Source organism: Sphingobium limneticum (assembly GCF_008710155.1).
Lineage (GTDB): Bacteria > Pseudomonadota > Alphaproteobacteria > Sphingomonadales > Sphingomonadaceae > Sphingobium > Sphingobium limneticum.
Window position 1 is genome coordinate 220,859 of record NZ_VYPZ01000005.1, and the last position, 20,902, is coordinate 241,760.

Below are 20,902 nucleotides of genomic sequence, written 5' to 3' on the forward strand. Positions count from 1 at the left end.
ATCTGGTAACGATGTTCTTTGCGCGCGCGCAGGAAAAGGGCGACGCGTCCTTCCTCTGGCGCAAGAGCGGCGGCCAATGGCATAGCCAGAGCTGGACCGAGGTCGCGGGCCAGGTCGCCTCGCTTGCCGCCGCGCTGAAGGCGCAGGGGTTGAAGCCCGGCGATCCGGTGATGCTGGTCAGCGAAAACCGGCCCGAATTCTGTATCGCGGACCTCGCCATCATGGCGGCCGGCTGCATCACCGTGCCGACCTACACCACCAACACCACGCGCGATCACCAGCATATCCTGACCGACAGCGGCGCGCGCGCCGTGATCGTGTCCACCGCGAAGCTGGCACAGGCGCTGATGCCCGCCGTCGTCCGATCGCAGGCGTCCTTCATCATCGGCATGGAACCGCTGCGGGGCGCGCAGGGCACTTGCGCCTGTCATTTGTGGAGCGACCTGCTCGCCGCCTATCCGGCCGATGTGGACGCGATCGCCGCCGCCCAGACCGTGTCCCGCAACGATCAGGCCTGCATCATCTACACCAGCGGCACCGGCGGCGCGCCGCGCGGCGTGATGCAGCATCATGGGGCGATCCTTTCCAACGTGGAAGGCGCGGGCAAGGTGGTGGCGGAGGATTTCGGCTGGGGTGACGAGGTTTTCCTCTCCTTCCTGCCGCTCTCCCACGCTTATGAACATAGCGCCGGTCAGTTCCTGCCAATGCTGCTGGGCGGGCAGATCTATTATTCCGAAGGCCTGGAAAAGCTGGCATCCAATATCGAGGAAACGCGCCCGACCATCATGGTCGTGGTTCCGCGCCTGTTCGAAGTGCTGCGTACCCGCATCATCAAGTCGATCGAGAAGCAGGGCAAATTCCCCACCTATCTGATGGGGCAGGCGACGCGCATCGCGGCGAAGGAGCAGGCGGGCAAGGGATCGATTCTCGATCTGCCGATGAAGGCGCTGCTGTCGCGCACGCTCGTCCCCAAGATTCGCGCGCGCTTCGGTGGTCGGATGAAGGCTCTGGTGTCGGGCGGCGCGCCGCTCAACCCCGATGTCGGCCTCTTCTTCGACGCCATGGGTCTTACCTTGTTGCAAGGCTATGGTCAGACGGAGGCTGGTCCGATCATCAGTTGCAACTATCCGTCGGCCGGCATCGCCATGGACACGGTCGGCCCGCCGCTCGACGGGGTGGAGGTGAAGATTGCCGACGATGGCGAGATTCTCGTACGCGGCGAACTGGTGATGCATGGCTATTGGCGCAACCCGGCCGAAACCGAGAAGGCGCTCAAGGACGGGTGGCTGCACACCGGCGACATCGGTGAGATCGACGCCAAGGGCCGCATTCGCATCACCGACCGCAAGAAGGATCTGATCGTCAACGACAAGGGCGACAATGTCTCCCCGCAAAAGGTCGAGGGCATGTTGACGCTGCAAAGCGAGATCGGTCAGGCGATGGTCCATGGCGACCGCCGCCCCTATCTGGTCGGGCTGCTGGTGCCCGATGCCGAATGGACCCGCGAATGGGCGATCGAACAGGGTGTGGCACTGGACAGCGTTGCCGCCAATCCCGCCTATCAGGCGGCGCTACGCGCGGCGGTGGACCGGGTGAATGACGATCTGTCGGTGCTGGAGCGCGTCCGTCGCTTCATCCTGGCCGACGAACCTTTCACCATCGAAAATGAGGAAATGACCCCCTCGATGAAGATCCGCCGCCATGTGATCCGCAAACGCTATGCGGATCGCCTGGACGCGCTGTACAAGGGCTAAGGCATAGCGGGCCAGGTTCAAGGCGGCGCGTCGGCAAGGCCAATCCTCTGGACGAACGGCCCGCGATCCCGCAATAACCTCTTGTTGGAAGCGCATGGGAAAGGCGATCGGCGGATGAGGATATATGCGATCGCGGCCATGCTGTTGCTCATGGGCGCCGCGCCGGCCCCCGAACCGCGATGGGAGCCTATCTTCGACGGTAAGTCGCTCGATGGCTGGACGCCCAAGATCACCGGCCGCGCGCTGGGCGAAGATCCGCTCCATATGTTCATCGTGCAGGATGGCGCGATCCGCGTCTCCCACGCCCAGTACAAGCATTTCGATGGCGAGTTCGGCCATCTGTTCTGGAAGGCGCCGCTCGGCGCCTACCGCATCCGCTTCGAATATCGCCTGTTCGGTACATCCCTGCCCGGCATCAAATCATGGCAGGCGACCAATAGCGGCCTGATGTTCCACGCCCAGCCGCCCGAGACGATCCGCCGTGACCAGGATTTTCCCGTCAGTCTGGAAATGCAGCTGCTGGCCACGCCGCGCCCGACGGAAGAGCCGAGCGGCAATGTCTGCACGCCCGGTACCACGGTCCTTTTCGACGGCAAGCGCGATCCGCGCCACTGTATCTTGGCCAGCGGCTCGCCATTGCCCGCCGGTCGCTGGACCAGGGCGGAACTGGAAGTGCTGCCTTCCGGTGACGTCACCCATTATATCGATGGGAAGCCGGTGCTGCGCTATTCAGCTATCGAACTCGACCCGGAAGATGCGGACGCCAAACCTCTGATTGCCGCTGCGGGTGGTGCGTTGCAACTCACGCGCGGCTATATCGCCCTGCAAGGCGAGGGTCATCCCATCGAATTTAGGAATATCGAGCTGCAACGGTTGGACTAGGACGCAGGGGCAGAAACAAGGAGCCGTTCCCCGGCGCAGGCCGGGGCCCAGTTGGGAGCGTGGTGCTGGACCCCGGCCTGCGCCGGAACGGTGCGCCGCAGATTCAAATCTGGCCCTACCGCCCGAACTTCTTCTGCACTTTCCCGTAACGCAGTTTCCGCGTCCCCGGCTTGCCCTCGGTCGCCCGCCCACGCGGTGCCGCGACCTGTTCATGCGCGGGCAGGCCCAATTCCTCGGCCTCCAACTTCCTGATCTCATCGCGAATCCGCCCGGCTTCCTCGAACTCCAGGTCCGCTGCCGCCGTGCGCATCTTCTTTTCCAGATCCTCGATATAGGCGCGCAGATTATGGCCGACGAGGTGCGGGCGGTCCTCCAGCCCCGTCTCTACCGTAACCTGATCCTTGCTCGACACATGGGCGATGATGTCGCCGATATTGCGCTTGATCGTGGTCGGCGTGATGCCGTGCTCCAGATTGTACGCCTCCTGCTTCTCGCGCCGCCGCGACGTTTCGTTCAGCGCCCGCTCCATCGACCCGGTAATCCGGTCGGCATAGAGTATCACGCGCCCTTCGACGTTACGCGCCGCGCGGCCGATCGTCTGGATCAGCGACGTTTCGGACCGCAAAAACCCTTCCTTGTCCGCGTCCAAAATCGCCACCAACCCACATTCGGGAATGTCCAGCCCCTCGCGCAGTAGGTTGATGCCGATCAGCACGTCATAGACGCCCAGCCTGAGGTCGCGGATCAGTTCGATACGCTCCAGCGTCTCGACGTCGCTATGCATGTAGCGGACCTTGATCCCCGCCTCATGCATGAATTCGGTCAGATCCTCGGCCATCCGCTTGGTCAGCGTGGTGACGAGCGTGCGGTATCCCTGCGCCGCGACCTTGCGACATTCGTTGATAAGGTCGTCCACCTGATCCTCGACCGGCTTGATCTCGACCGGCGGGTCGATGAGGCCGGTGGGGCGGATCACCTGTTCGCTGAACACGCCGCCGGTCTGCTCCATCTCCCACGGGCCGGGCGTCGCGGAGACGCTGACGGTCTGCGGACGCATCGCATCCCATTCGTTGAAGCGCAGCGGGCGGTTGTCGATGCAGCTTGGCAGGCGGAACCCATATTCGGCCAGCGTGATCTTGCGCCGGTGGTCGCCACGCGCCATCGCGCCGATCTGCGGCACGGTCTGGTGGCTTTCGTCCACGAACAGCATGGCGTTTTCGGGCAGATATTCGAACAGGGTCGGCGGCGGCTCGCCAGGCAGGCGGCCGGTCAGGAAGCGGCTGTAATTCTCGATCCCCGCGCAGCTACCCGTCGCCGCGATCATCTCCAGATCGAAATTGGTGCGCTGCTCCAGCCGCTGGGCCTCCAGCAACTTGCCTTCCTCGACCAGCTCCTTCAGCCGCTCGGTCATCTCGAACCGGATCGCTTCCATCGCCTGCTTGAGCGTCGGGCCGGGCGTCACATGGTGGCTGTTGGGGAAGACCTTCACATAGTCCAGGCTCGCAACCTTCTTGCCGGTCAGCGGGTCGAACTCGACGATATCCTCTATCTCATTGCCGAAGAAGCTGATGCGCCAGGCCGTGTCCTCATAATGGGACGGGAAAATCTCCAGATTGTCGCCCTTCACGCGAAAATTGCCGCGCGCAAAGCCTGCATCGTTGCGCTTATATTGGAGCGCGACCAGCTTGCGGATGATCTCCCGCTGATCCTCTATCCCGCCCTTCTTCATGGCAAAGGTCATCGCTGAATAGGTTTCGACCGAGCCGATGCCATACAGGCAGGACACCGACGCCACGATGATGACATCGTCCCGCTCCAGCAGCGCACGGGTGGCCGAATGGCGCATCCGGTCGATGCTTTCGTTTACGCTCGACTCCTTCTCGATATAGGTGTCCGACCGTGCGACATAGGCTTCGGGCTGGTAATAGTCGTAATAGCTGACGAAATATTCGACCGCATTGTCGGGGAAGAAGCTCTTGAATTCCCCGTATAATTGCGCCGCCAATATCTTGTTTGGCGCCAGGATCAGCGCAGGCCGTTGCAGCGCCTCGATCACCTTCGCCATGGTGAAGGTCTTGCCTGAGCCGGTGACGCCCAGCAGCACCTGATCCTTCTCGCCCGCCAGCGCCTGTTCGACCAGTTCGGGGATCGCGGTGCGCTGGTCGCCCGATGGTTCATAGTCGCTGACCAGCGTGAAGGGTCGCCCCCCCTCGCTCTTTTCGGGGCGCGCGGGGCGATGGGGGACGAAACCCTCGCCGGTTTCCGGTTCATCGAGCGTGGTGCGGATCTGAATCGACATGGGCGTAATATGGGGTCTTGGGCCTGCGGTGCAATCGGGATCAGGGCTTCAGTTCGAACGCAGTCCTGGGCATGGGCGGATAGACGACCGGCTTGTCGCCGAATCGCGCGCGCAGGGCGGCCTGACGGCGTTCCATGCTGATTGTTTCGACATTGACTTCGTCGGGAAAACGGAAGCTGATATCGACTTTCCCGTCCTTGATTTCATATTCCATGATCGACCAGCGCTTGATGCCACCTTCATCTGACTCGGTATACCAGGCTTCCCAAATCAGGTCGGACAGCATTTCGTCGTCTTCGTCGAAATAACGAATCTGGGCGCCTTCATCCTTGAAGATATTCGGGCTGATCCAACCCTCTCCAATCTCGACGTAAAGAAAGATGCCGTCGGGATCGCCGCCGACGATATCGACCAGTTCTACGCCGATCTGGTTGAAGAGACGGCTCAAAATATCGAGCTTATCTTTTGCCACCGGCTTTGCCTTTCGCTTCATTGGGGAATTTCTGGCTGGTTCTTTCGCCATCGACCTCCCAGTTGACGTTGATCTGATAAGGACGTTTCGACGCGCCGTGATAAAGCGGTTCGATATCCACGAATATCTTATGCCCGGCGCGCAATGCCTTGGCCCATCCATCCTCCATGACGCGATAGCTGCCGCGGTTGAAGTTTGAGTTCTGGGCGAAATGGTTGAAGCTGTCGCTGGGTCCGTTGAAGCGAGCAGCAATGAAATGCCCGCCATCGTCGTCGCCAAGCCGGTTGGGCTTGCCAGCCTGCGCCTGATTATGGCGCGATCGCACAGGTGAGACGGCCAGCGACAACGGGCCAAATATCCGCCGACCGCGTGCAATGACATCGATATGGAAATCATAGCCATTCTTCGTTTCCCGCTTCCAGTTTGCATCGAGAATCTGGCTTTCCAGCGATGGCGCTTTGCTGGGTTCTGGCGGCAGGTTGCGCCATGCCGCTCCATATAATGGGCTAGGCCAAGGACTTTATTCCTGGCCGCCTGGCCAGCATCCAGATAGGCCTGATGCGGCAGCTTGATCCGTTGTCCAACCCGTAAGGGCTGATCGACGCCCTGCCCATTGAGCCAGGCCAGATCGCGCGCCGTCAGCCCCCTTCGTTGTGTGGCGATACGGGACAGCGAATCGCCCGGCCGCACGATATGAATTCCATGATTATCTGGATGATCCGCCCGGTTGCGACTGCGATCCGGCACATTATCATCGTCTCGCACCTTTCCAGGGTTAGTCGTCGCCGGGCCACCGGAACCGCCACTGGCGCCAAAATAACGCCCCTGTCCTGCAAAGGTGAACCGCCCATTTTCCTCGTCATGCCAGGGATTGAACTTCACTTCGACCGCTGCCGGCGCGACACGACGTCCGGTCCGCAGATAGAGGTTGAAGGCAATACTTTCGCCCTACATCGTTCGCCGCATCAAAATTCCCCCCAAAGTTTCGCAAAATCCCCTAGTGGATTAGATAGAACAAAACAAGAACATGTATCATTTTGTCCTGCGTCATTGAACCCTCCCGCTGCGCTGATATGCTCGCGTCGGGACAGAAACAGGGAGGATGACGATGCGCCGGACCGTGATGATGCTCGCGATGCTGACGACCCTTGCCGCCTGCGGTGACAAGCCCGGCGACAAGACGGGCGACATCGCAGCCACCGACGCCATGAGCAAGCAGGAGGTAAAGGCGCAGGTCGACAAGGTGCAGTTGAAACCCGGCCAGTGGGAAGGACGCTTCACCGTCAAGGATATCGATCTGTCCGACATGCCCGGCGCGCCGGCGAACATGAAGGATCAGATGAAGCGCATGATGAGCCAGACCTCGCTCAAATATTGCGTCACGCCGCAGCAGGCCGCCAATCCCAGTGGCGAGATGTTCGCGGGTCAGGAGAATAAGGACTGCACCTATGGCGGGTTCGAGGCGAAAGGTGGTGCGGTGAAGGGCCAGATATCCTGCAAGTCGCAGGGCGGCACGATGAACGCGACCATGTCCGGCACCTATGCGCCGGAAAGCTATGCGATGGATGTGGACATGAAGATGGCGGGCGGCGCGCAGGGCACGACCATGGCGATGACCGCCCGGTCGGAGGGCAAGTGGATCGGCCCGGATTGCGCACCGACCCAAGCGCACTGATCGCGAGCGACGACAGGCCCCATCGCTGCTGGTTGTGCGATCGGCCGCTGGGGCGGCGGGTGGAGTGGCACCATCCGCTGCCCAAGAGCCTGGGCGGGCGGCAGGTCGTGCCGCTGCACCCGATCTGCCACCGCACTATCCACACAACGCTTTCCAACGCGGAACTGGCGCGCTCTTATGCCGATGCACCCGCCCTGCGCGCCCAGCCAGCCATCGCCCGCTTCCTGGCATGGATCGTGGACAAGCCGGCCGACTTCCATGCGCCCACCCGCCGGCGCCGATAATTTCCCTTGCGCTTCACGGCCAAGCGGTAGAGCCTTTGCCCGGTTCCTACGAAGAACAGGGGAGAGGATATGCGAAAGACCTGGCATGCGGCGCTGCCGCTAACCCTTATATGCGGCAGCACCCTTGGCCTGGCCGGCTGTGGCAGCGACCCCGCCCCGGCGCCGAAGGCAGAAGAGGCGCCCGTCCTGATGCGGGCGGGGCAGTGGACGCTGACCCGCAAGACGACGGGCTATAATACCCCCACCGTCACGCCTGCTCAATATCAGGAGGCCCTCAGCCAAGTGGGTGAGGACAAGATCTGCGTCGCCATCGACAAGGATGGCCTGCCCGATCCCGATGCGATCGCGGGCAAGGAAGGCAGCGCATGCAGCTACAAGGACAAGATGGCGCGCAAGGGCCGCCTGATCGCGACGTTGAGCTGCAAGGCGGGTGCCGGCACGTCCGACATCACGGTCGAGGGCAATTATACCGCCGACACGCTGACGTTGGGCACGACCATGACGAAGACGGAGGGTGGCAAGCCCGTCCTGCGCACCACCCATGACTTGACCGGCACCCGCACCGGCGATTGCGCCAAGGCGGGCTGACTCTGCTCTAGCTGTCCTGACCGGGCGCGAAGGCTGCAAACACCTGCGCGCCGGTCATGTCCCGCGTCGCTTCGCTAAAATGATAGCTGGCGGGCTTTTCCTCGATGAAGATTTGCGTGGCGAAGGGGAAGGCGCCCGGATCGGCAAAGGCCTGGATCGACACGGCCAGATGCGCGCCATCCTTCGACCGCCATAGCAGCGAACTGCCGCAATTCTTGCAAAAGCCCCGCTCGCCCCATTGGGACGAGGCATAGATGCCCAGCGCATCCGGATCGGCCATGACGATGTCGGTGCAGGCGACCGACAGGAACACGCCGCCCGACCAGCGTCGGCACAGAGCGCAATGGCAGGCGCCCATGGCTGCATCGGCGATGGTCGCGTCGAAACGCACCGCGCCGCACAGGCATTGCCCTGCCTGCTTCATCCCTTTTTCCGCCGGCTGCGTCACCTGTGGATTCTCCTGTGCATCAACTGTGGCCAGTACCGGTATCACCCTGTGCATGGCCTGTGGATAAGTTGTGGATCATTCCAGCGCGCGGATCGCCCGTTCGTCGCAACGCTTGGCGCCGACCGGTACCGGACTGACCGTGGGTACCGGCAGGCTCTGGCCGATGCGCAGCGGTGCGAAGCGCTTCCGATCGATCCCGGCGCAGCGCAGATAGAGGTCCAGCATCTTGGGCGGCGTGTCCCATTGTTCGTAGGACAGGCGGAACGTGCCCCAGTGGATCGGGATCGCGGTCGATGCGCCCAGCCGCTGGAACACTTCCACCGCCTGCGCCGGGCCGATATGCGCGTCCGACGCCATCTGCCCCTTCCAGAAGCGAAACGCGCCGATCGGGATCAGCGCCAGCCGGATCGGGCCGTACCGCCTGGCTTCATAGGGCCAGCCCATGTCACCCGCACCGGTATCGCCGGCGAAGAAGATGTTGCCCGCCCGGGTTTCGATCAGGAAACTCGACCAGAGCGCCCGGTTGCGGTCGGTGCCCCAACGGCTGCCCCAATGATGGTTGCGGGTCACATGGACGCGATAGTCGGGGCAATGTTCGTAATTGCCGCACTGGATCACCGCCTGCGGGGCCAGCCCGTTCAGGGCAGCACCGCTGACCGACTGGCCCCAATCCAGCGCCGTCGCCGGGATGCCCTGCGCCTTCAGGATTGCGTCATTGCCCAGGCTCGTGACGATCTTGGGCCGGTCGCGCTCCCATAATGTCTTCAGCGTGGGCAGGTCCATATGGTCATAATGATTGTGGCTCAGCACGATCAGGTCGATCTTGGGCAGATCGTCGAGGCGGATGCCTGGCTCCGCCACGCGTTTCGGCCCCAGCGGCGGCAGGGGGCTGGCATAGTCGGACCAGATCGGATCGGTCAGGATATTGAGGCCCGCCGCCTGCACCAGCACGGTCGCATGACCGACCCAGGTCGCCACCATGCCGCGCGGCGCGGCGAACGACGCGGGGCGGGCGGGCTTGACCGCAATCCCCAACGGCCATGGCGGCCGGTCGTCATTCCCCAGCAGCCAGCGTGCGATAAAGCCCTGCCGGCTGGTGCCCGGCGGCGCCGGCGCCTCGATCGCGCCATCGGGATTGAAGAAGCGCGCCCCGTCATAATGGCGGCTGGCCGGCCCCTCATAATAGAGGCGGTCCAGGAAAGGCGGGATGATCGTGATCGCCAGACACAGGGCGATGATGGCGAACAGCAGGGCGATTCCAGCGCCTCTGGCTATGCTGACAAGGCGACCCATGGCTGCTCCCGAAGACGATATGTGAGCGACATAACGCAAGAGGGCTGCGGAGCAAGGGGGCGAAGGGGATTAGGGGTGGAGGGAATGACGAAACTGCTTTGAAGGGTGAGGGTCTTTCTCTTGCTGGCAGGAAATGCTTGTCCAGAAAGAAGAAAGACCCTCACGGACATCGACTAGGCAGCAAGCTTCCAAGTCTCCGTAGCCTCTCCCGCGAAGGCGGGAGAGGGGAGCAGGAGCGCCCGCAAATGGCCGTCATCCGCCATAGCCTCATTCGTCATGGCGGGCTCGACCCGGCATCCCGCTTTTTCAAAGCACCGACGTAGTCACAGTGCGAAACGCGACCTTCGCCCGTCAGCCCTGATCCTGATAGGCCATCTGCAATATGCCCCAATGGCGGCCCTTCACATGGATGGACGCGATCACTTGTTTCAGCAGGATGACGTCGCCTTGGGCGGTTAGGCGGCGATAGGCCTTGATGCAGAAGGGCTGGGTGATCTTCGCCTGCTCGCGCGTGTCGGGGAAATCGAATACTACGCCCTGGCGCGCATATTCCATATTCCATTTCTCGTCGCCCGGCCGCTGCTGCTGGGCGCGTTCTGGCATGGCGATCGCGCCATAGGCGTTGCGGTCGGTGAAGGTCATGCCAAACAGGCCGGGGAAACCGCGTGCCCGTTCCTGCGCGGCGCGGGCGGCGGGCAGCATCACGGCCTGCGCCGGATGGGTGAAGAGGGGCGGATTGGTGCCGGCAATTGGCGCATAATCGTTGCTGAATATCGCCGATTCGCTGACCTCGCCCGCGTCGATCGCCCGCTCGATCGCCTCGCTGACCTGTCGGGCGCTTTGCAGGCTGAAGTCGATATAGGGCGAATCGGGAATATCGACTCCGCTTTCGGCCAGATATTGCAGCAGGTCGTTGGTGTCGTCGCTGGCGGTGGACACGCGGCCGGACAGGCGTTGCAGGCCGTCGGCATTGTCCGTCGACGTGCTGGCCAATGCTGCCAGCCCGCCCCGGATCTCGCTTGCCGATCCCACCATCGACACGATCCGGCTGGCCATCGTTTCGCTGTTGCTCGACAGGCCCTGCATCAAAGTGCCCAGCCGCTCGACCAGCGCTTCGATCGTCTTGGTGTCGTTCAATGCGGTGCGGGCCGTCTGCGCGCCATGGGTGATGCTGGACAGCATGCCGCCCGCCTCGCCAGTCAGCGCGCCGATCGACTGTTCGATCGTGTGAGTCGCGGCTGCGGTCTCCTGCGCCAGCTTCTTCACTTCGGATGCGACCACGGCAAAGCCGCGCCCGGCGTCCCCGGCACGCGCCGCCTCGATCGTGGCGTTCAGTGCCAGCAAATTGGTCTGGCTGGCGATCCCGCTGATGACGCTGGTGACATGGGCGACGGTCTTCAATGCCTCGCCAAAGCCGTCCAGCCGCGCATGGATGCGACTCACCTGTTCGATCAGATCGACGAAATTATGATTGGCGGTGGACAGCTGCCGGCTCGAATCATCGATGATCATGCGGGCGGCGACGGCCTGCTCGCGCGCGGCTTGTCCTGCCATTGACACGCTGTCGCCATCGCGCGACAATTGCGACGCGGCGCCGCTGATCGCCTCGATCGTGCGGGCCTGGTGCGTCACCCGGTCGGCCAGCTCGCTGATATCTGCCTGAAGGTCGAGCGTGCGGATGCCCAGGTCGCCAGACAATTTGGCGACCTTCATCACCGCACGGGCGACGGTTTCGGATTGCGCTTCTTTTCCCACGGAATCGATGGCTATCGTACCATGGTAAAATAAGGGTTAGCGATGCAGCGCGTGAATCAGAGCGATCCCGCCAGCGCCAGCGCCACGCCGCTCACCACCAGCATTAGCCCGGCGACTTCGCTGCCGCGCATCCGTTCCTTCAAATAGAAGTGGCCGAACGCCATGGTGAAGGCGACCTCGATCTGGCCGACGATTCGCACCAGCGCGACCGGGGCGGTGGCAAATCCGGTGAACCAGCAGGCGCTGCCCAGCGCGGACAACAGGCCGACCTGCCCCGACACCCGCCAGTTGGCCAGCACCCGCCGCATCTCGCCCGGTTCGCGCCACATCAGCCACGCCCCCTGCAATAGCGTCTGCATCAGCACCGTCGCCACCAGCACCAGCAGGGCGGCCAGGATGCGATCGTCGCCGCCCACGCTCTGGGTCGCGCGACGGATGCCGATCGCGGTCAGCGCGAAGAAGAAGCCCGAGGCGATGCCGGTGATCGCCGCCGGCTGGGTCAACGCGCGCAGGAAATCGCCCGGTCCCATCCGCTTGCCACCGGTCGACAACAGCATCACCCCCATCACGCCGCAGCCGATGCCGGCCCAGGCCAACGGATGAAGCCGCTCGCCCAAAAGCAGGAAGGACAATACGGCCCCCTGCACCGCCTCCGTCTTGGAATAGGCGGTACCGACGACGAAATTGCGATGCTTGAACGCCATGATCAGCAGGTTGGTGGCGATGATCTGCGCCAGCCCGCCAGCAAGGCAGAATGGCAGGAAAAGCGGCCCGATCGCCGGCATCGCGGTGGGAAAGACCAGCCGATACCCACCCAGCAGCAGCAGGGCGAAAGGGATGCCGTAGAGATAGCGGACCAAGCCCGCCGCATTGATCGACAGGCTGTGGCTGACCCGGCGCTGCACCGCGGTGCGCCACGCCTGCACCGCGCCCGCGACCAGCGTTGCCGGTAACCAGATGGGGGACGTAATCATGCCCGCCCTATACAGGGTCGCCCGCCCGCGTCACCCCGGCGCTGGCGCATTTTGAAGTCAGCCGGCACGGCTGACGGCGCGCAAGACGCGGAAAACAGCGGACTCTTAGAGCATGTTCCGATTCATTCTCATCGGATCATGCTCCAGGACTGGCGCGAAGGCTAAGAGAGCCATCCGCCAAAAGCCGGGACCGGGCGTCAGCTGGGCTTGGTGCCGGTCGGCGCGGCCAAGGACCATCCCTGCCGCCCCATCGTCCAGTTCGCCTCCAGCCGCACCAGCGGATTGGGCGCACACCATATTTCGCCGCTGTCGGACAGGCCCGTCACCCAGATCAGATTATGCTCCTGCCCATAGTCGATGACGGCCAGGGCATAGCCCTTGCCCTTGCCTTCGACATGGACGGGCAGCGGCGGGTCGAGTTGCGTGAAGGACATGACAGTCTGCGGCTATGAGGTGCCGGACATAATGCGGCGCGCGAAAGGGGGTTCCTCTTTCGCGCGCCGGCTTGATCCGTATCAATCAGATAGTTGGAAAAGGGAGCGGTTTACGCCCCTTCGAGCAGCTTCTCGCGCTTGATCTTCTCCTGCCATACCAGCGGGGCGAGGCGGTGGACATTCTGGCCTTCGCTGTCGACGGCCACGGTGACGGGCATGTCCTCCACCGTGAATTCGTAGATCGCTTCCATGCCCAGATCTTCAAAGCCCACGACCTTGGCTTCCTTGATCGCGCGCGCGACCAGATAGGCCGCGCCGCCGACCGCCATCAGATAGGCGCTCTTGTGCGTCTTGATGCTCTCGGTCGCGGCCGGACCGCGCTCGGCCTTGCCGACGCAGGCGGCCAGGCCCTGTTCCAGCATCATGTCCATGAAGCTGTCCATGCGGGTCGCGGTGGTGGGGCCGGCCGGGCCGACCACCTCGTCACGTACCGGATCGACCGGGCCGACATAATAAATCACGCGGCCCTTGAAATCGACTGGCAGCGCTTCGCCCTTGGCCAGCATATCCTTGATCCGCTTGTGCGCGGCGTCGCGGCCGGTCAGCATCTTGCCGTTCAGCAGCAGCCGGTCGCCATGCTTCCAGCTTTGCACCACGTCCGGCGTCAGATTGTCGAGATCGACCTTGATCGCTTCCTTGCTCGGCTTCCAGTCGACCTGCGGCCAGTCGGACAGCTTGGGCGTCTCCAGATAGGCCGGACCCGAACCGTCCAGCGTGAAATGCGCGTGGCGCGTTGCGGCGCAGTTCGGGATCATCGCCACCGGCTTGCCCGCCGCATGGCAGGGATAGTCGTGGATCTTGATGTCCAGCACGGTGGCCAGGCCACCCAGGCCCTGCGCGCCGATGCCCAATGCATTGACCTTGTCGAACAATTCGATGCGCAGTTCCTCGATCTTGTTCTGCGGGCCGCGCGCCTTCAGCTCGCCCATGTCGATCGGGTCCATCAGGCTTTCCTTGGCCAGCGCCACGGCCTTTTCCGCCGTGCCACCGATGCCGATGCCCAGCATGCCGGGCGGGCACCAGCCAGCGCCCATCTGCGGCACCATTTCCAGCACCCAGTCGACGATCGAATCGCTAGGGTTCATCATCTTGAACTTGGTCTTGTTTTCGGAGCCGCCGCCCTTGGCCGCGACGTCGATCACGACCTTGTTGCCCGGCACCATTTCCACGTTCAGCACGCAGGGCGTGTTGTCCTTGGTATTCTGGCGGCTGAAAGCGGGGTCTTTCAGGATCGACGCGCGCAGGCGGTTTTCGGGGTTGAGGTACGCCTTGCGCACGCCGTCATCGATAATCTCCTGCATCGACCGGCTATTATCGTCCAGGCGGCACTCCATGCCCCACTTCACGAACACATTGACGATGCCGGTGTCCTGACAGATCGGCCGGTGCCCTTCGGCACACATGCGGCTGTTGGTCAGGATCTGGGCGATGGCATCCTTGGCCGCCGGATTGGCTTCGGCTTCATAGGCGGTGCCCAATGCCCGGATATAATCCATCGGATGATAATAGCTGATATATTGCAGCGCGTCGGCGACGCTCTCGATGAGGTCGGCGGTCTTGATGAGCGTCATCTACCCTGGTCCCTATATCCTGCGGCCCACCTCTGCACGGCGGGTCTTGCAAGGGGCAGCGGCTAGTGCGGAATCACGCCCAAGTCCAGTGAGACACGCTCGCAAGAGCGGCCAAAGGAAAACGGGCGATAGTAGGGAATCGTCCGATATCACCCTGCCGACCACAATATCTTGTGTGTGCGATTCCCTGCGACCGGATGTGCGTCTGCCCTGGGCGGCTGCACCATGGCCATCCCGGTGCGATCGCGATGACGATCTCTGTCATGATTTTTAGACCTTTGTCGGAAAATCCGTGGCAAGGATTTTTTATTTTTTATCTGCCCGAACCCTCTTGCCTTTTGTGGGGGCAAGGCAACTCCGCGCGTCGCTCGTGGCAGGGGCGATGAGAGGACTCATTTTGGCGACGGACGGTTTCATCATCCTGTCACCTCCCGATGATTCGCCTCTTGTCGGGCGGCCGATAGTTATGCACTATCTGTGGTATCGGGTTAACGGGGGTCACCCAACAGATTGTGATTGCATCGTCGGATGATTTTTCGGCGATAGGGGCTTTTTGTCTCCGCATTCTGTCGGTTGGACCACTTTCCGTCCCCGCAACGATAGGGTTCATGCTAGGATGCGCGGCTTGTCGCGACCCGCTGGACCGAATCGAACGGAACAGGAACAACGGGGACTCGCATGGATTTTCGAGATAGTGGACAAGGTGGCGACGTGGCGACTGTAATGGATGATCTGTTGGAAGAGGCGAAGGTCGCCGTGGCGGCAGCGCAAGCGGCGCCGGCCCAGGCCGAACCGATGACCTCTTCGACCGTGCTGGCGCGGCGTTTCCCGGTCACGACCGATTCTTCGCGTGACGCTTTGCTGACGGAATTCGGCAAGGAAACGCTGAACGACCGCTATCTGCTGCCCGGCGAATCCTATCAGGATCTCTTCGCGCGCGTCGCGGCGGCCTATTCTGACGACGCGGACCATGCCCAGCGCGTCTACGACTATATTTCGAAGCTGTGGTTCATGCCCGCTACGCCGGTCCTGTCGAATGGCGGCACCGGTCGCGGCCTGCCGATCAGCTGCTATCTCAACAGCGTCGATGACAGCCTGGAAGGCATCGTCAACACCTGGAACGAGAATGTCTGGCTCGCCTCGCGCGGCGGCGGCATCGGCACCTATTGGGGCAATGTGCGCGGCATCGGCGAACCGGTCGGCCTCAATGGCAAGACCTCAGGTATCATCCCCTTCGTCCGCGTGATGGATTCGCTGACTCTCGCGATCAGCCAGGGCAGCCTGCGTCGTGGTTCGGCCGCCTGCTATCTCGACGTGTCGCACCCGGAGATCGAGGAATTCCTCGAAGTCCGCAACACCACCGGCGATTTCAACCGCAAGGCGCTGAACCTCCATCACGGCGTTCTCATCACCGACGCCTTCATGGAAGCGGTGCGCGCCAATGACGAATGGAATCTGACCTCGCCCAAGGACGGGTCGGTGCGCGCCACCGTCAACGCCCGGTCGCTGTTCCAGAAAATCGTGGAAACGCGCCTGCGCACCGGTGAACCCTATATCGTGTTCAACGACACGGTGAACCGCATGATGCCCAAGCATCATCGCGATCTGGGCCTGAAGGTATCGACGTCGAACCTCTGTTCGGAAATCACCCTGCCGACCGGTTTCGACCATCTGGGCAACGACCGCACGGCCGTCTGCTGCCTGTCGTCGATGAATCTGGAAACCTGGGACGAGTGGAAGGATCATCCGACCTTCGCGGAAGACATCATGCGCTTCCTCGACAATGTCCTTCAGGATTATATCGACCGCGCGCCGCCCGAAATGGCGCGCGCCAAGTACAGCGCCACCCGCGAACGTTCGGTGGGCCTTGGCGTGATGGGCTTCCACAGCTTCCTGCAGGCGCGCAACATCCCGTTCGAAGGCGCCATGGCCAAATCGTGGAACCTGCGCATCTTCAAGCATATCAATGCCAAGGTGAACGAGGCGTCGATGCTGCTGGCGCAGGAACGCGGTCCTTGCCCGGACGCCGCCGACATGGGCGTGATGGAACGGTTCAGCTGCAAGATGGCGATCGCGCCCACCGCGTCGATCAGCATCATCTGCGGCGGCACGTCCGCCTGTATCGAGCCGATCCCGGCGAACATCTACACGCACAAGACGCTGTCGGGCAGCTTCTCGGTCAAGAATCCGTACCTTGAAAAGCTGCTGGTGGCGAAAGCCAAGGACAGCAGCGCGGTATGGAATTCGATCCTGGAGCGCGGTGGTTCGGTCCAGCATCTCGACTTCCTGACGCAGGAAGAAAAGGACACGTTCAAGACCAGCTTCGAAATCGACCAGCGCTGGCTGCTCGAACTCGCGGCCGACCGCACGCCCTATATCGATCAGGCGCAGTCGTTGAACCTGTTCATCCCGGCGGACGTCGAGAAGTGGGATCTGCTGATGCTCCACTTCCGCGCATGGGAATTGGGCATCAAGTCGCTCTATTATCTGCGCTCCAAGTCGGTCCAGCGTGCGGGCTTTGCGGGCAGCGGCGGCGTGGAGGCCGACAATACGATCGACGCCCCCAAGTTCGAAATCGGCGAGACAACCGACTATGACGAGTGCCTCGCCTGTCAGTGACCCTGTGATTTCCTCTCCCCTTGTGGGAGAGGAAGGGGCCCGCGTCGCGCAGCGGCGTGGGAAGGTGAGGGGGAAAGCCCCGAACCCGAAGACAGCGCGTGCTCGCGAATTGCGCTGCAACGCAACCGACGCCGAAAAGCGCCTTTGGGCGCTGCTCCGCGAAAAGCTGCCAGCCGCGAAATTCCGCCGTCAGGTGCCATTTGGCCCCTATTTCGCTGATTTCGCTTCGCATGGAAGCCGACTGATCTTGGAGATCGATGGTGGCCAGCATGATGAAGCGACGGATGCGGACCGCACGGCCTTCCTTCAAGGGGAAGGCTATCATGTGATCCGTTTCTGGAACCATGATGTGATGCAAAATTCTGAAGGCGTGTTGGCAGCTATTGCCAGCGCTTTCTCCCCTCACCCTCCCGTCGCTGCCGCGACGGGCCCCTCCCTCTCCCACAAGGGGAGAGGGGCTGGAACAGATTTCGCGGAGTAACCACCCATGCCCCTTCTTCAAGCCTCCAAGGTCTACAAGCCCTTCGAATATCCCTGGGCCTATGAATTCTGGAAGCGCCAGCAGCAGCTGCACTGGCTGCCCGAAGAAGTACCGCTGGGCGAGGATTGCCGCGATTGGGCGCAGAAGCTGTCCGATCATGAGCGCAACCTGCTGACCCAGATTTTCCGCTTCTTCACCCAGGCGGACGTGGAAGTGCAGGATTGCTATCACGAAAAATATGGCCGGGTGTTCAAGCCGACCGAAATCAAGATGATGCTGACCGCGTTCAGCAATATGGAAACGGTCCATATCGCCGCCTACAGCCATCTGCTCGACACGATCGGCATGCCCGAAAGCGAGTACAGCGCCTTCCTCCAGTATAAGGAGATGAAGGACAAGCATGACTATCTCGCCACCTTCGGCGTCGATAGCGATGAGGATATCGCCCGCACGCTCGCCATGTTCGGCGGCTTTACCGAAGGCTTGCAGCTTTTCGCGTCCTTCGCGATGCTGATGAACTTCCCGCGCTTCAACAAGATGAAGGGCATGGGCCAGATCGTCACCTGGTCGGTCCGCGACGAGACGCTGCATTGCGAGGGCATCATCAAGCTGTTCCACGCCTTCTGCGCCGAACGCCAGTGCCTGACCCCCGCGGTCAAGGACGACATCATGGACATGTGCCAGAAGACCGTCCGCATCGAAGACGCCTTCGTCGATCTGGTCTTCGAAATGGGGCCGGTGCCCGGCATGACGCCCAAGGACATCAAGAAATATGTCCGCTACATCGCCGACTGGCGCCTGGGCCAGCTGGGTTTGAAGCCCATCTACATGATCGACGAGCATCCGCTGCCCTGGCTGACCCCGCTGTTGAATGGCGTGGAGCATGCCAACTTCTTCGAAACCCGCGCCACCGAATATTCGAAGGGCGCGACGCGCGGCCAGTGGAACGACGTCTGGGACGCCTTCGACCGCCGCCAGCAGGTCAAGGGCGGCGAAGCGGCCAACATCGATACCGACCCTGATATGTTCAAGGCAGCGGGCATCGCGGCGGAGTGATGCGTGAGGGAAGGTCGGGCGTCCGATCTTCCCGATACCATCGCCATTCCAGGAGAGGCCGGGAGCGTCTCCATGCCAAAGGTCTTTTCCTGGAACGGCCACCGCTTTCATTTCTACGCGAACGAGGGCGATCCGCGCGAACCTTTGCATATTCATGTGCGCAAAGGGCGCGACAATGCGAAATTTTGGCTCTGGCCAGACGTGGTCGTCGCCGAAAGCAAGGGCTTTCCTGCCCATATGCTTTCGCAGCTATCCCATGTTATAGAAGGACGTCGTACAGAGATAGAAAGCGCATGGAATGACTTCTTCTCCTGAACCTTTGGCCGTCCGTTTTGACGAAGATAGTTTCTGGGTCGATCTGGAAGATGGCCGCACCTTGGGCGTGCCCCTTGCCTGGTTTCCGCGCCTGCTTCATGCCACGCCGGAGCAGCGGGCGCAGGTCGAACTCAGCCGTTCGGGCCTCCATTGGGATGAAATAGACGAGGATATTTCGATCGCGGGCCTGCTGGCCGGGCGTGGCGATCAGACCCGTTCGCGCAAGGCTGCTGCCTGATCCTCAAAGCCGCATGGTTGCCCCAAGCATGTAACCGGAGTGAAGTTTCCTTAACCTCGCGACCTTATTCTGCGACACCATGTTCTTCGGCGTCCGCCTCCGCTCGCTTTTTACCAGCCGCTGGTTTGCGCTGCTTTGGGCGGTGCTGGTGATTTTGACCGCGATCCAGTTCGTCGGCTCCGGCCCCGACAAGGACGACCCGGCGCAGGGCGATAATGCCGCCGGCGCCGATGGCCTCACCAACGAACAGCGACAGGCCATCACCAACGCCTTTTGATGACGGCGTCTGGCCCAAATGCGCGACCTGCTCGCCATGGCCTGCTGTCCTATCGCCATGCCCCACGCTATCATGCAGCGTCGCGCTGGCACCATTATGCCGCCATGAAATAATATGTCGGCGATAGGATATGCAATGTCGCAATCAGCGGGAAATGTGCGAAGTTAAGCGTTCGATTTCCTACTTACCCCGACGCCAAGAGGCTGGTCTGCTCGCCTGTCCCCGGACTGAATGCGCCGTTCTGTTCCGTTCATGTAACATTCTCTATCGTTGCGCGTTCTACGGCCAAGACCACTGGAGGGAAGGAACCCCACCTCATGAAAATCTCGCTTAAACAGGCCATCATCGCGCTATCGCTGGGCGCGATGACGTTGACCGGCCTTGCCGCTACCCCGGCCTTCGCTCAGCCGGGTCGCGACCGTCAGGACAGGCGGGAGGATCGCCGTGACGACCGCTATGATCGTCGGGATGACCGCCGCGATGCGCGCCAGGACCGTCGCGACGATCGCCGTGACTGGCGTCAGGACCGGCGTGGCAATATCCGCCCCGGCCGCCCGGTCTACAGCTATGATTGGAACCGGCCCGATCCGCGCTATGGTCGCGGCTATCAGGCCAACCGCTATTATCGCGGCGGCTATGAGCCGATCCGTGTCGATCGCCGCACCCGCATCTATCGCGGCAATGACGACCGTTATTATTGCCGCCGTTCGGACGGCACCACCGGCCTGATCGTCGGCGCGGCGCTGGGCGGCTTGCTCGGCAACCAGATCGCGCAGGGGCAATCCAACCTGCTCGGCACGCTGATCGGCGGCGGCGCGGGCGCCCTGCTGGGCCGTGAGATCGACCGTGGCGGGGTCAGCTGCCGCTAACTAGCACCAGGGATGGCGACTGCCGTCCCAGCGTCGGGCCAGTCCTTCGGTGACGAGTTGTTCGCCGATCGACTGGCCCCCGCGCGTCACGACCCGCAACGCCCGGCCATAGCGATCGGTGTCGCGCCCCTCGACCTCCAGCGAGAAGGGGCCGTCATTCATCAGCGCCTGCAAACGCCGCGTCGCCCGCGCGCCCAATTCGCCCTCGGCCGTGCAGCGTGGCCCGTGAGTTTCGGGCGTGTCGATGTCGGAAATCCGATATTTGTCGCCATGGAACCAGAATGTGTCGCCATCGACCACGCAATTGGTCCCGCCGCCGCTATGGCAATAACCAAAGTCCGCCGACAATCGATCCACCGCGATGCTCTGCGCCGGAATGCCCATGTCCGGCCGATCAAGCCGCGCCATCCAGTCCGGCCCATACCAGCCCAGCAGCAACCCCAGGCACAGAGTATAAATCAGCGCCGGCCCGCTAAATCCGGTGCGTCGCTGTCCACGCGCATATTTCGTTTTCGCCATCACCCCGCTCTAGCGGCGGGTCGGCAAACGGTCCGTTAA

General features: G+C 62.4%; 21 protein-coding genes. 12 read left to right on the forward strand and 9 right to left on the reverse strand.

Translation table 11 applies throughout. The annotated features are described in order from the left end of the window. Window positions 1-11 precede the first annotated feature (11 nt). Together F4U94_RS08835 and F4U94_RS08840 are read left to right on the forward strand one after the other, a co-directional pair. Entirely contained in the window at window positions 12-1,754 is a 1,743-nt protein-coding gene (locus tag F4U94_RS08835; protein WP_120251210.1) for an AMP-dependent synthetase/ligase, read from the forward strand. Between the two features lie 114 nt (window positions 1,755-1,868). Beyond that, window positions 1,869-2,636: a 3-keto-disaccharide hydrolase gene (locus F4U94_RS08840; RefSeq protein WP_120252226.1), complete on the forward strand. Its 768-nt coding sequence runs from the start codon at window positions 1,869-1,871 to the stop codon at window positions 2,634-2,636. Window positions 2,637-2,751: 115 nt separating this feature from the next. Here F4U94_RS08840 and uvrB read toward each other — a convergent pair whose 3' ends face one another. Both uvrB and F4U94_RS24965 read right to left on the reverse strand, forming a co-directional pair. Further along, entirely contained in the window at window positions 2,752-4,935 is a 2,184-nt protein-coding gene (gene uvrB / locus F4U94_RS08845) for an excinuclease ABC subunit UvrB (protein WP_120251209.1), read from the reverse strand. A 458-nt stretch (window positions 4,936-5,393) separates the two neighbouring features. Next, window positions 5,394-5,885 carry a DNA/RNA non-specific endonuclease gene (locus F4U94_RS24965; RefSeq protein WP_341897531.1) on the reverse strand — a complete coding sequence of 164 codons (492 nt, stop codon included), beginning with the start codon at window positions 5,883-5,885 and terminating at the stop codon, window positions 5,394-5,396. Between the two features lie 630 nt (window positions 5,886-6,515). On the opposite strand from F4U94_RS24965, the gene F4U94_RS08860 reads away from it, so the two are divergent. The 3 genes from F4U94_RS08860 (at window position 6,516) to F4U94_RS08870 (ending at window position 7,954) form a co-directional block, all read left to right on the forward strand. Beyond that, window positions 6,516-7,082: a DUF3617 domain-containing protein gene (locus tag F4U94_RS08860; RefSeq protein ID WP_120252225.1), complete on the forward strand. Its 567-nt coding sequence runs from the start codon at window positions 6,516-6,518 to the stop codon at window positions 7,080-7,082. Then, a complete protein-coding gene (locus F4U94_RS08865; protein WP_232015752.1) occupies window positions 7,058-7,366 on the forward strand; it encodes an HNH endonuclease in 309 nt (102 codons plus the stop codon). The genes F4U94_RS08860 and F4U94_RS08865 overlap by 25 nt, the downstream gene beginning before the upstream one ends. A gap of 69 nt (window positions 7,367-7,435) precedes the next feature. Then, window positions 7,436-7,954 carry a DUF3617 domain-containing protein gene (locus tag F4U94_RS08870; protein WP_120251207.1) on the forward strand — a complete coding sequence of 173 codons (519 nt, stop codon included), beginning with the start codon at window positions 7,436-7,438 and terminating at the stop codon, window positions 7,952-7,954. A gap of 7 nt (window positions 7,955-7,961) precedes the next feature. Here F4U94_RS08870 and F4U94_RS08875 read toward each other — a convergent pair whose 3' ends face one another. From F4U94_RS08875 to F4U94_RS08900, 6 genes are all read right to left on the reverse strand, one after another. Then, window positions 7,962-8,402 (reverse strand): GFA family protein, encoded by a 441-nt coding sequence (locus F4U94_RS08875; RefSeq protein ID WP_197716406.1) that lies wholly within the window; start codon window positions 8,400-8,402, stop codon window positions 7,962-7,964. Window positions 8,403-8,477: 75 nt separating this feature from the next. Further along, window positions 8,478-9,695, reverse strand: a complete 1,218-nt coding sequence (locus F4U94_RS08880) for an MBL fold metallo-hydrolase (protein WP_120251205.1) — start codon at window positions 9,693-9,695, stop codon at window positions 8,478-8,480. A gap of 351 nt (window positions 9,696-10,046) precedes the next feature. Then, window positions 10,047-11,408, reverse strand: a complete 1,362-nt coding sequence (locus F4U94_RS08885) for a methyl-accepting chemotaxis protein (protein WP_120252223.1) — start codon at window positions 11,406-11,408, stop codon at window positions 10,047-10,049. 98 nt (window positions 11,409-11,506) lie between these two features. Further along, the gene (locus F4U94_RS08890) at window positions 11,507-12,424 is read right to left on the reverse strand and encodes a DMT family transporter (protein ID WP_120251204.1); all 918 of its coding nucleotides are present in this window, start codon (window positions 12,422-12,424) and stop codon (window positions 11,507-11,509) included. A 197-nt stretch (window positions 12,425-12,621) separates the two neighbouring features. Further along, window positions 12,622-12,858 (reverse strand): hypothetical protein, encoded by a 237-nt coding sequence (locus tag F4U94_RS08895; RefSeq protein ID WP_120251203.1) that lies wholly within the window; start codon window positions 12,856-12,858, stop codon window positions 12,622-12,624. Window positions 12,859-12,968: 110 nt separating this feature from the next. Next, on the reverse strand, window positions 12,969-14,489 hold the full coding sequence (locus F4U94_RS08900; protein WP_120251202.1) for a fumarate hydratase: 1,521 nt from the start codon (window positions 14,487-14,489) through the stop codon (window positions 12,969-12,971). A gap of 723 nt (window positions 14,490-15,212) precedes the next feature. Between F4U94_RS08900 and F4U94_RS08905 the strand changes: the two genes are divergently transcribed. The 7 genes from F4U94_RS08905 to F4U94_RS08935 all read left to right on the forward strand — a co-directional run bounded on the left by F4U94_RS08905 (window position 15,213) and on the right by F4U94_RS08935 (window position 20,344). Next, complete coding sequence (locus F4U94_RS08905; protein WP_120251201.1) at window positions 15,213-17,108, forward strand: ribonucleoside-diphosphate reductase subunit alpha; 1,896 nt, start codon at window positions 15,213-15,215, stop codon at window positions 17,106-17,108. Window positions 17,109-17,112: 4 nt separating this feature from the next. After that, window positions 17,113-17,589, forward strand: coding sequence for an endonuclease domain-containing protein (locus F4U94_RS08910; RefSeq protein ID WP_249042036.1), 477 nt, complete (start codon window positions 17,113-17,115; stop codon window positions 17,587-17,589). Window positions 17,590-17,595: 6 nt separating this feature from the next. Then, entirely contained in the window at window positions 17,596-18,645 is a 1,050-nt protein-coding gene (locus tag F4U94_RS08915; protein ID WP_120251200.1) for a ribonucleotide-diphosphate reductase subunit beta, read from the forward strand. 72 nt (window positions 18,646-18,717) lie between these two features. After that, on the forward strand, window positions 18,718-18,960 hold the full coding sequence (locus tag F4U94_RS08920) for a DUF4160 domain-containing protein (RefSeq protein ID WP_120251199.1): 243 nt from the start codon (window positions 18,718-18,720) through the stop codon (window positions 18,958-18,960). Then, window positions 18,944-19,198, forward strand: coding sequence for a DUF2442 domain-containing protein (locus F4U94_RS08925; protein ID WP_120251198.1), 255 nt, complete (start codon window positions 18,944-18,946; stop codon window positions 19,196-19,198). Before F4U94_RS08920 ends, F4U94_RS08925 begins: the two co-directional genes overlap by 17 nt. Before the next feature lie 79 nt (window positions 19,199-19,277). Then, the gene (locus F4U94_RS08930) at window positions 19,278-19,475 is read left to right on the forward strand and encodes a hypothetical protein (protein ID WP_120251197.1); all 198 of its coding nucleotides are present in this window, start codon (window positions 19,278-19,280) and stop codon (window positions 19,473-19,475) included. Window positions 19,476-19,792: 317 nt separating this feature from the next. Continuing rightward, a complete protein-coding gene (locus F4U94_RS08935; protein ID WP_120251196.1) occupies window positions 19,793-20,344 on the forward strand; it encodes a glycine zipper 2TM domain-containing protein in 552 nt (183 codons plus the stop codon). Here F4U94_RS08935 and F4U94_RS08940 read toward each other — a convergent pair whose 3' ends face one another. Next, a complete protein-coding gene (locus F4U94_RS08940; RefSeq protein ID WP_120251195.1) occupies window positions 20,345-20,863 on the reverse strand; it encodes a thermonuclease family protein in 519 nt (172 codons plus the stop codon). Window positions 20,864-20,902: the final 39 nt, after the last annotated feature.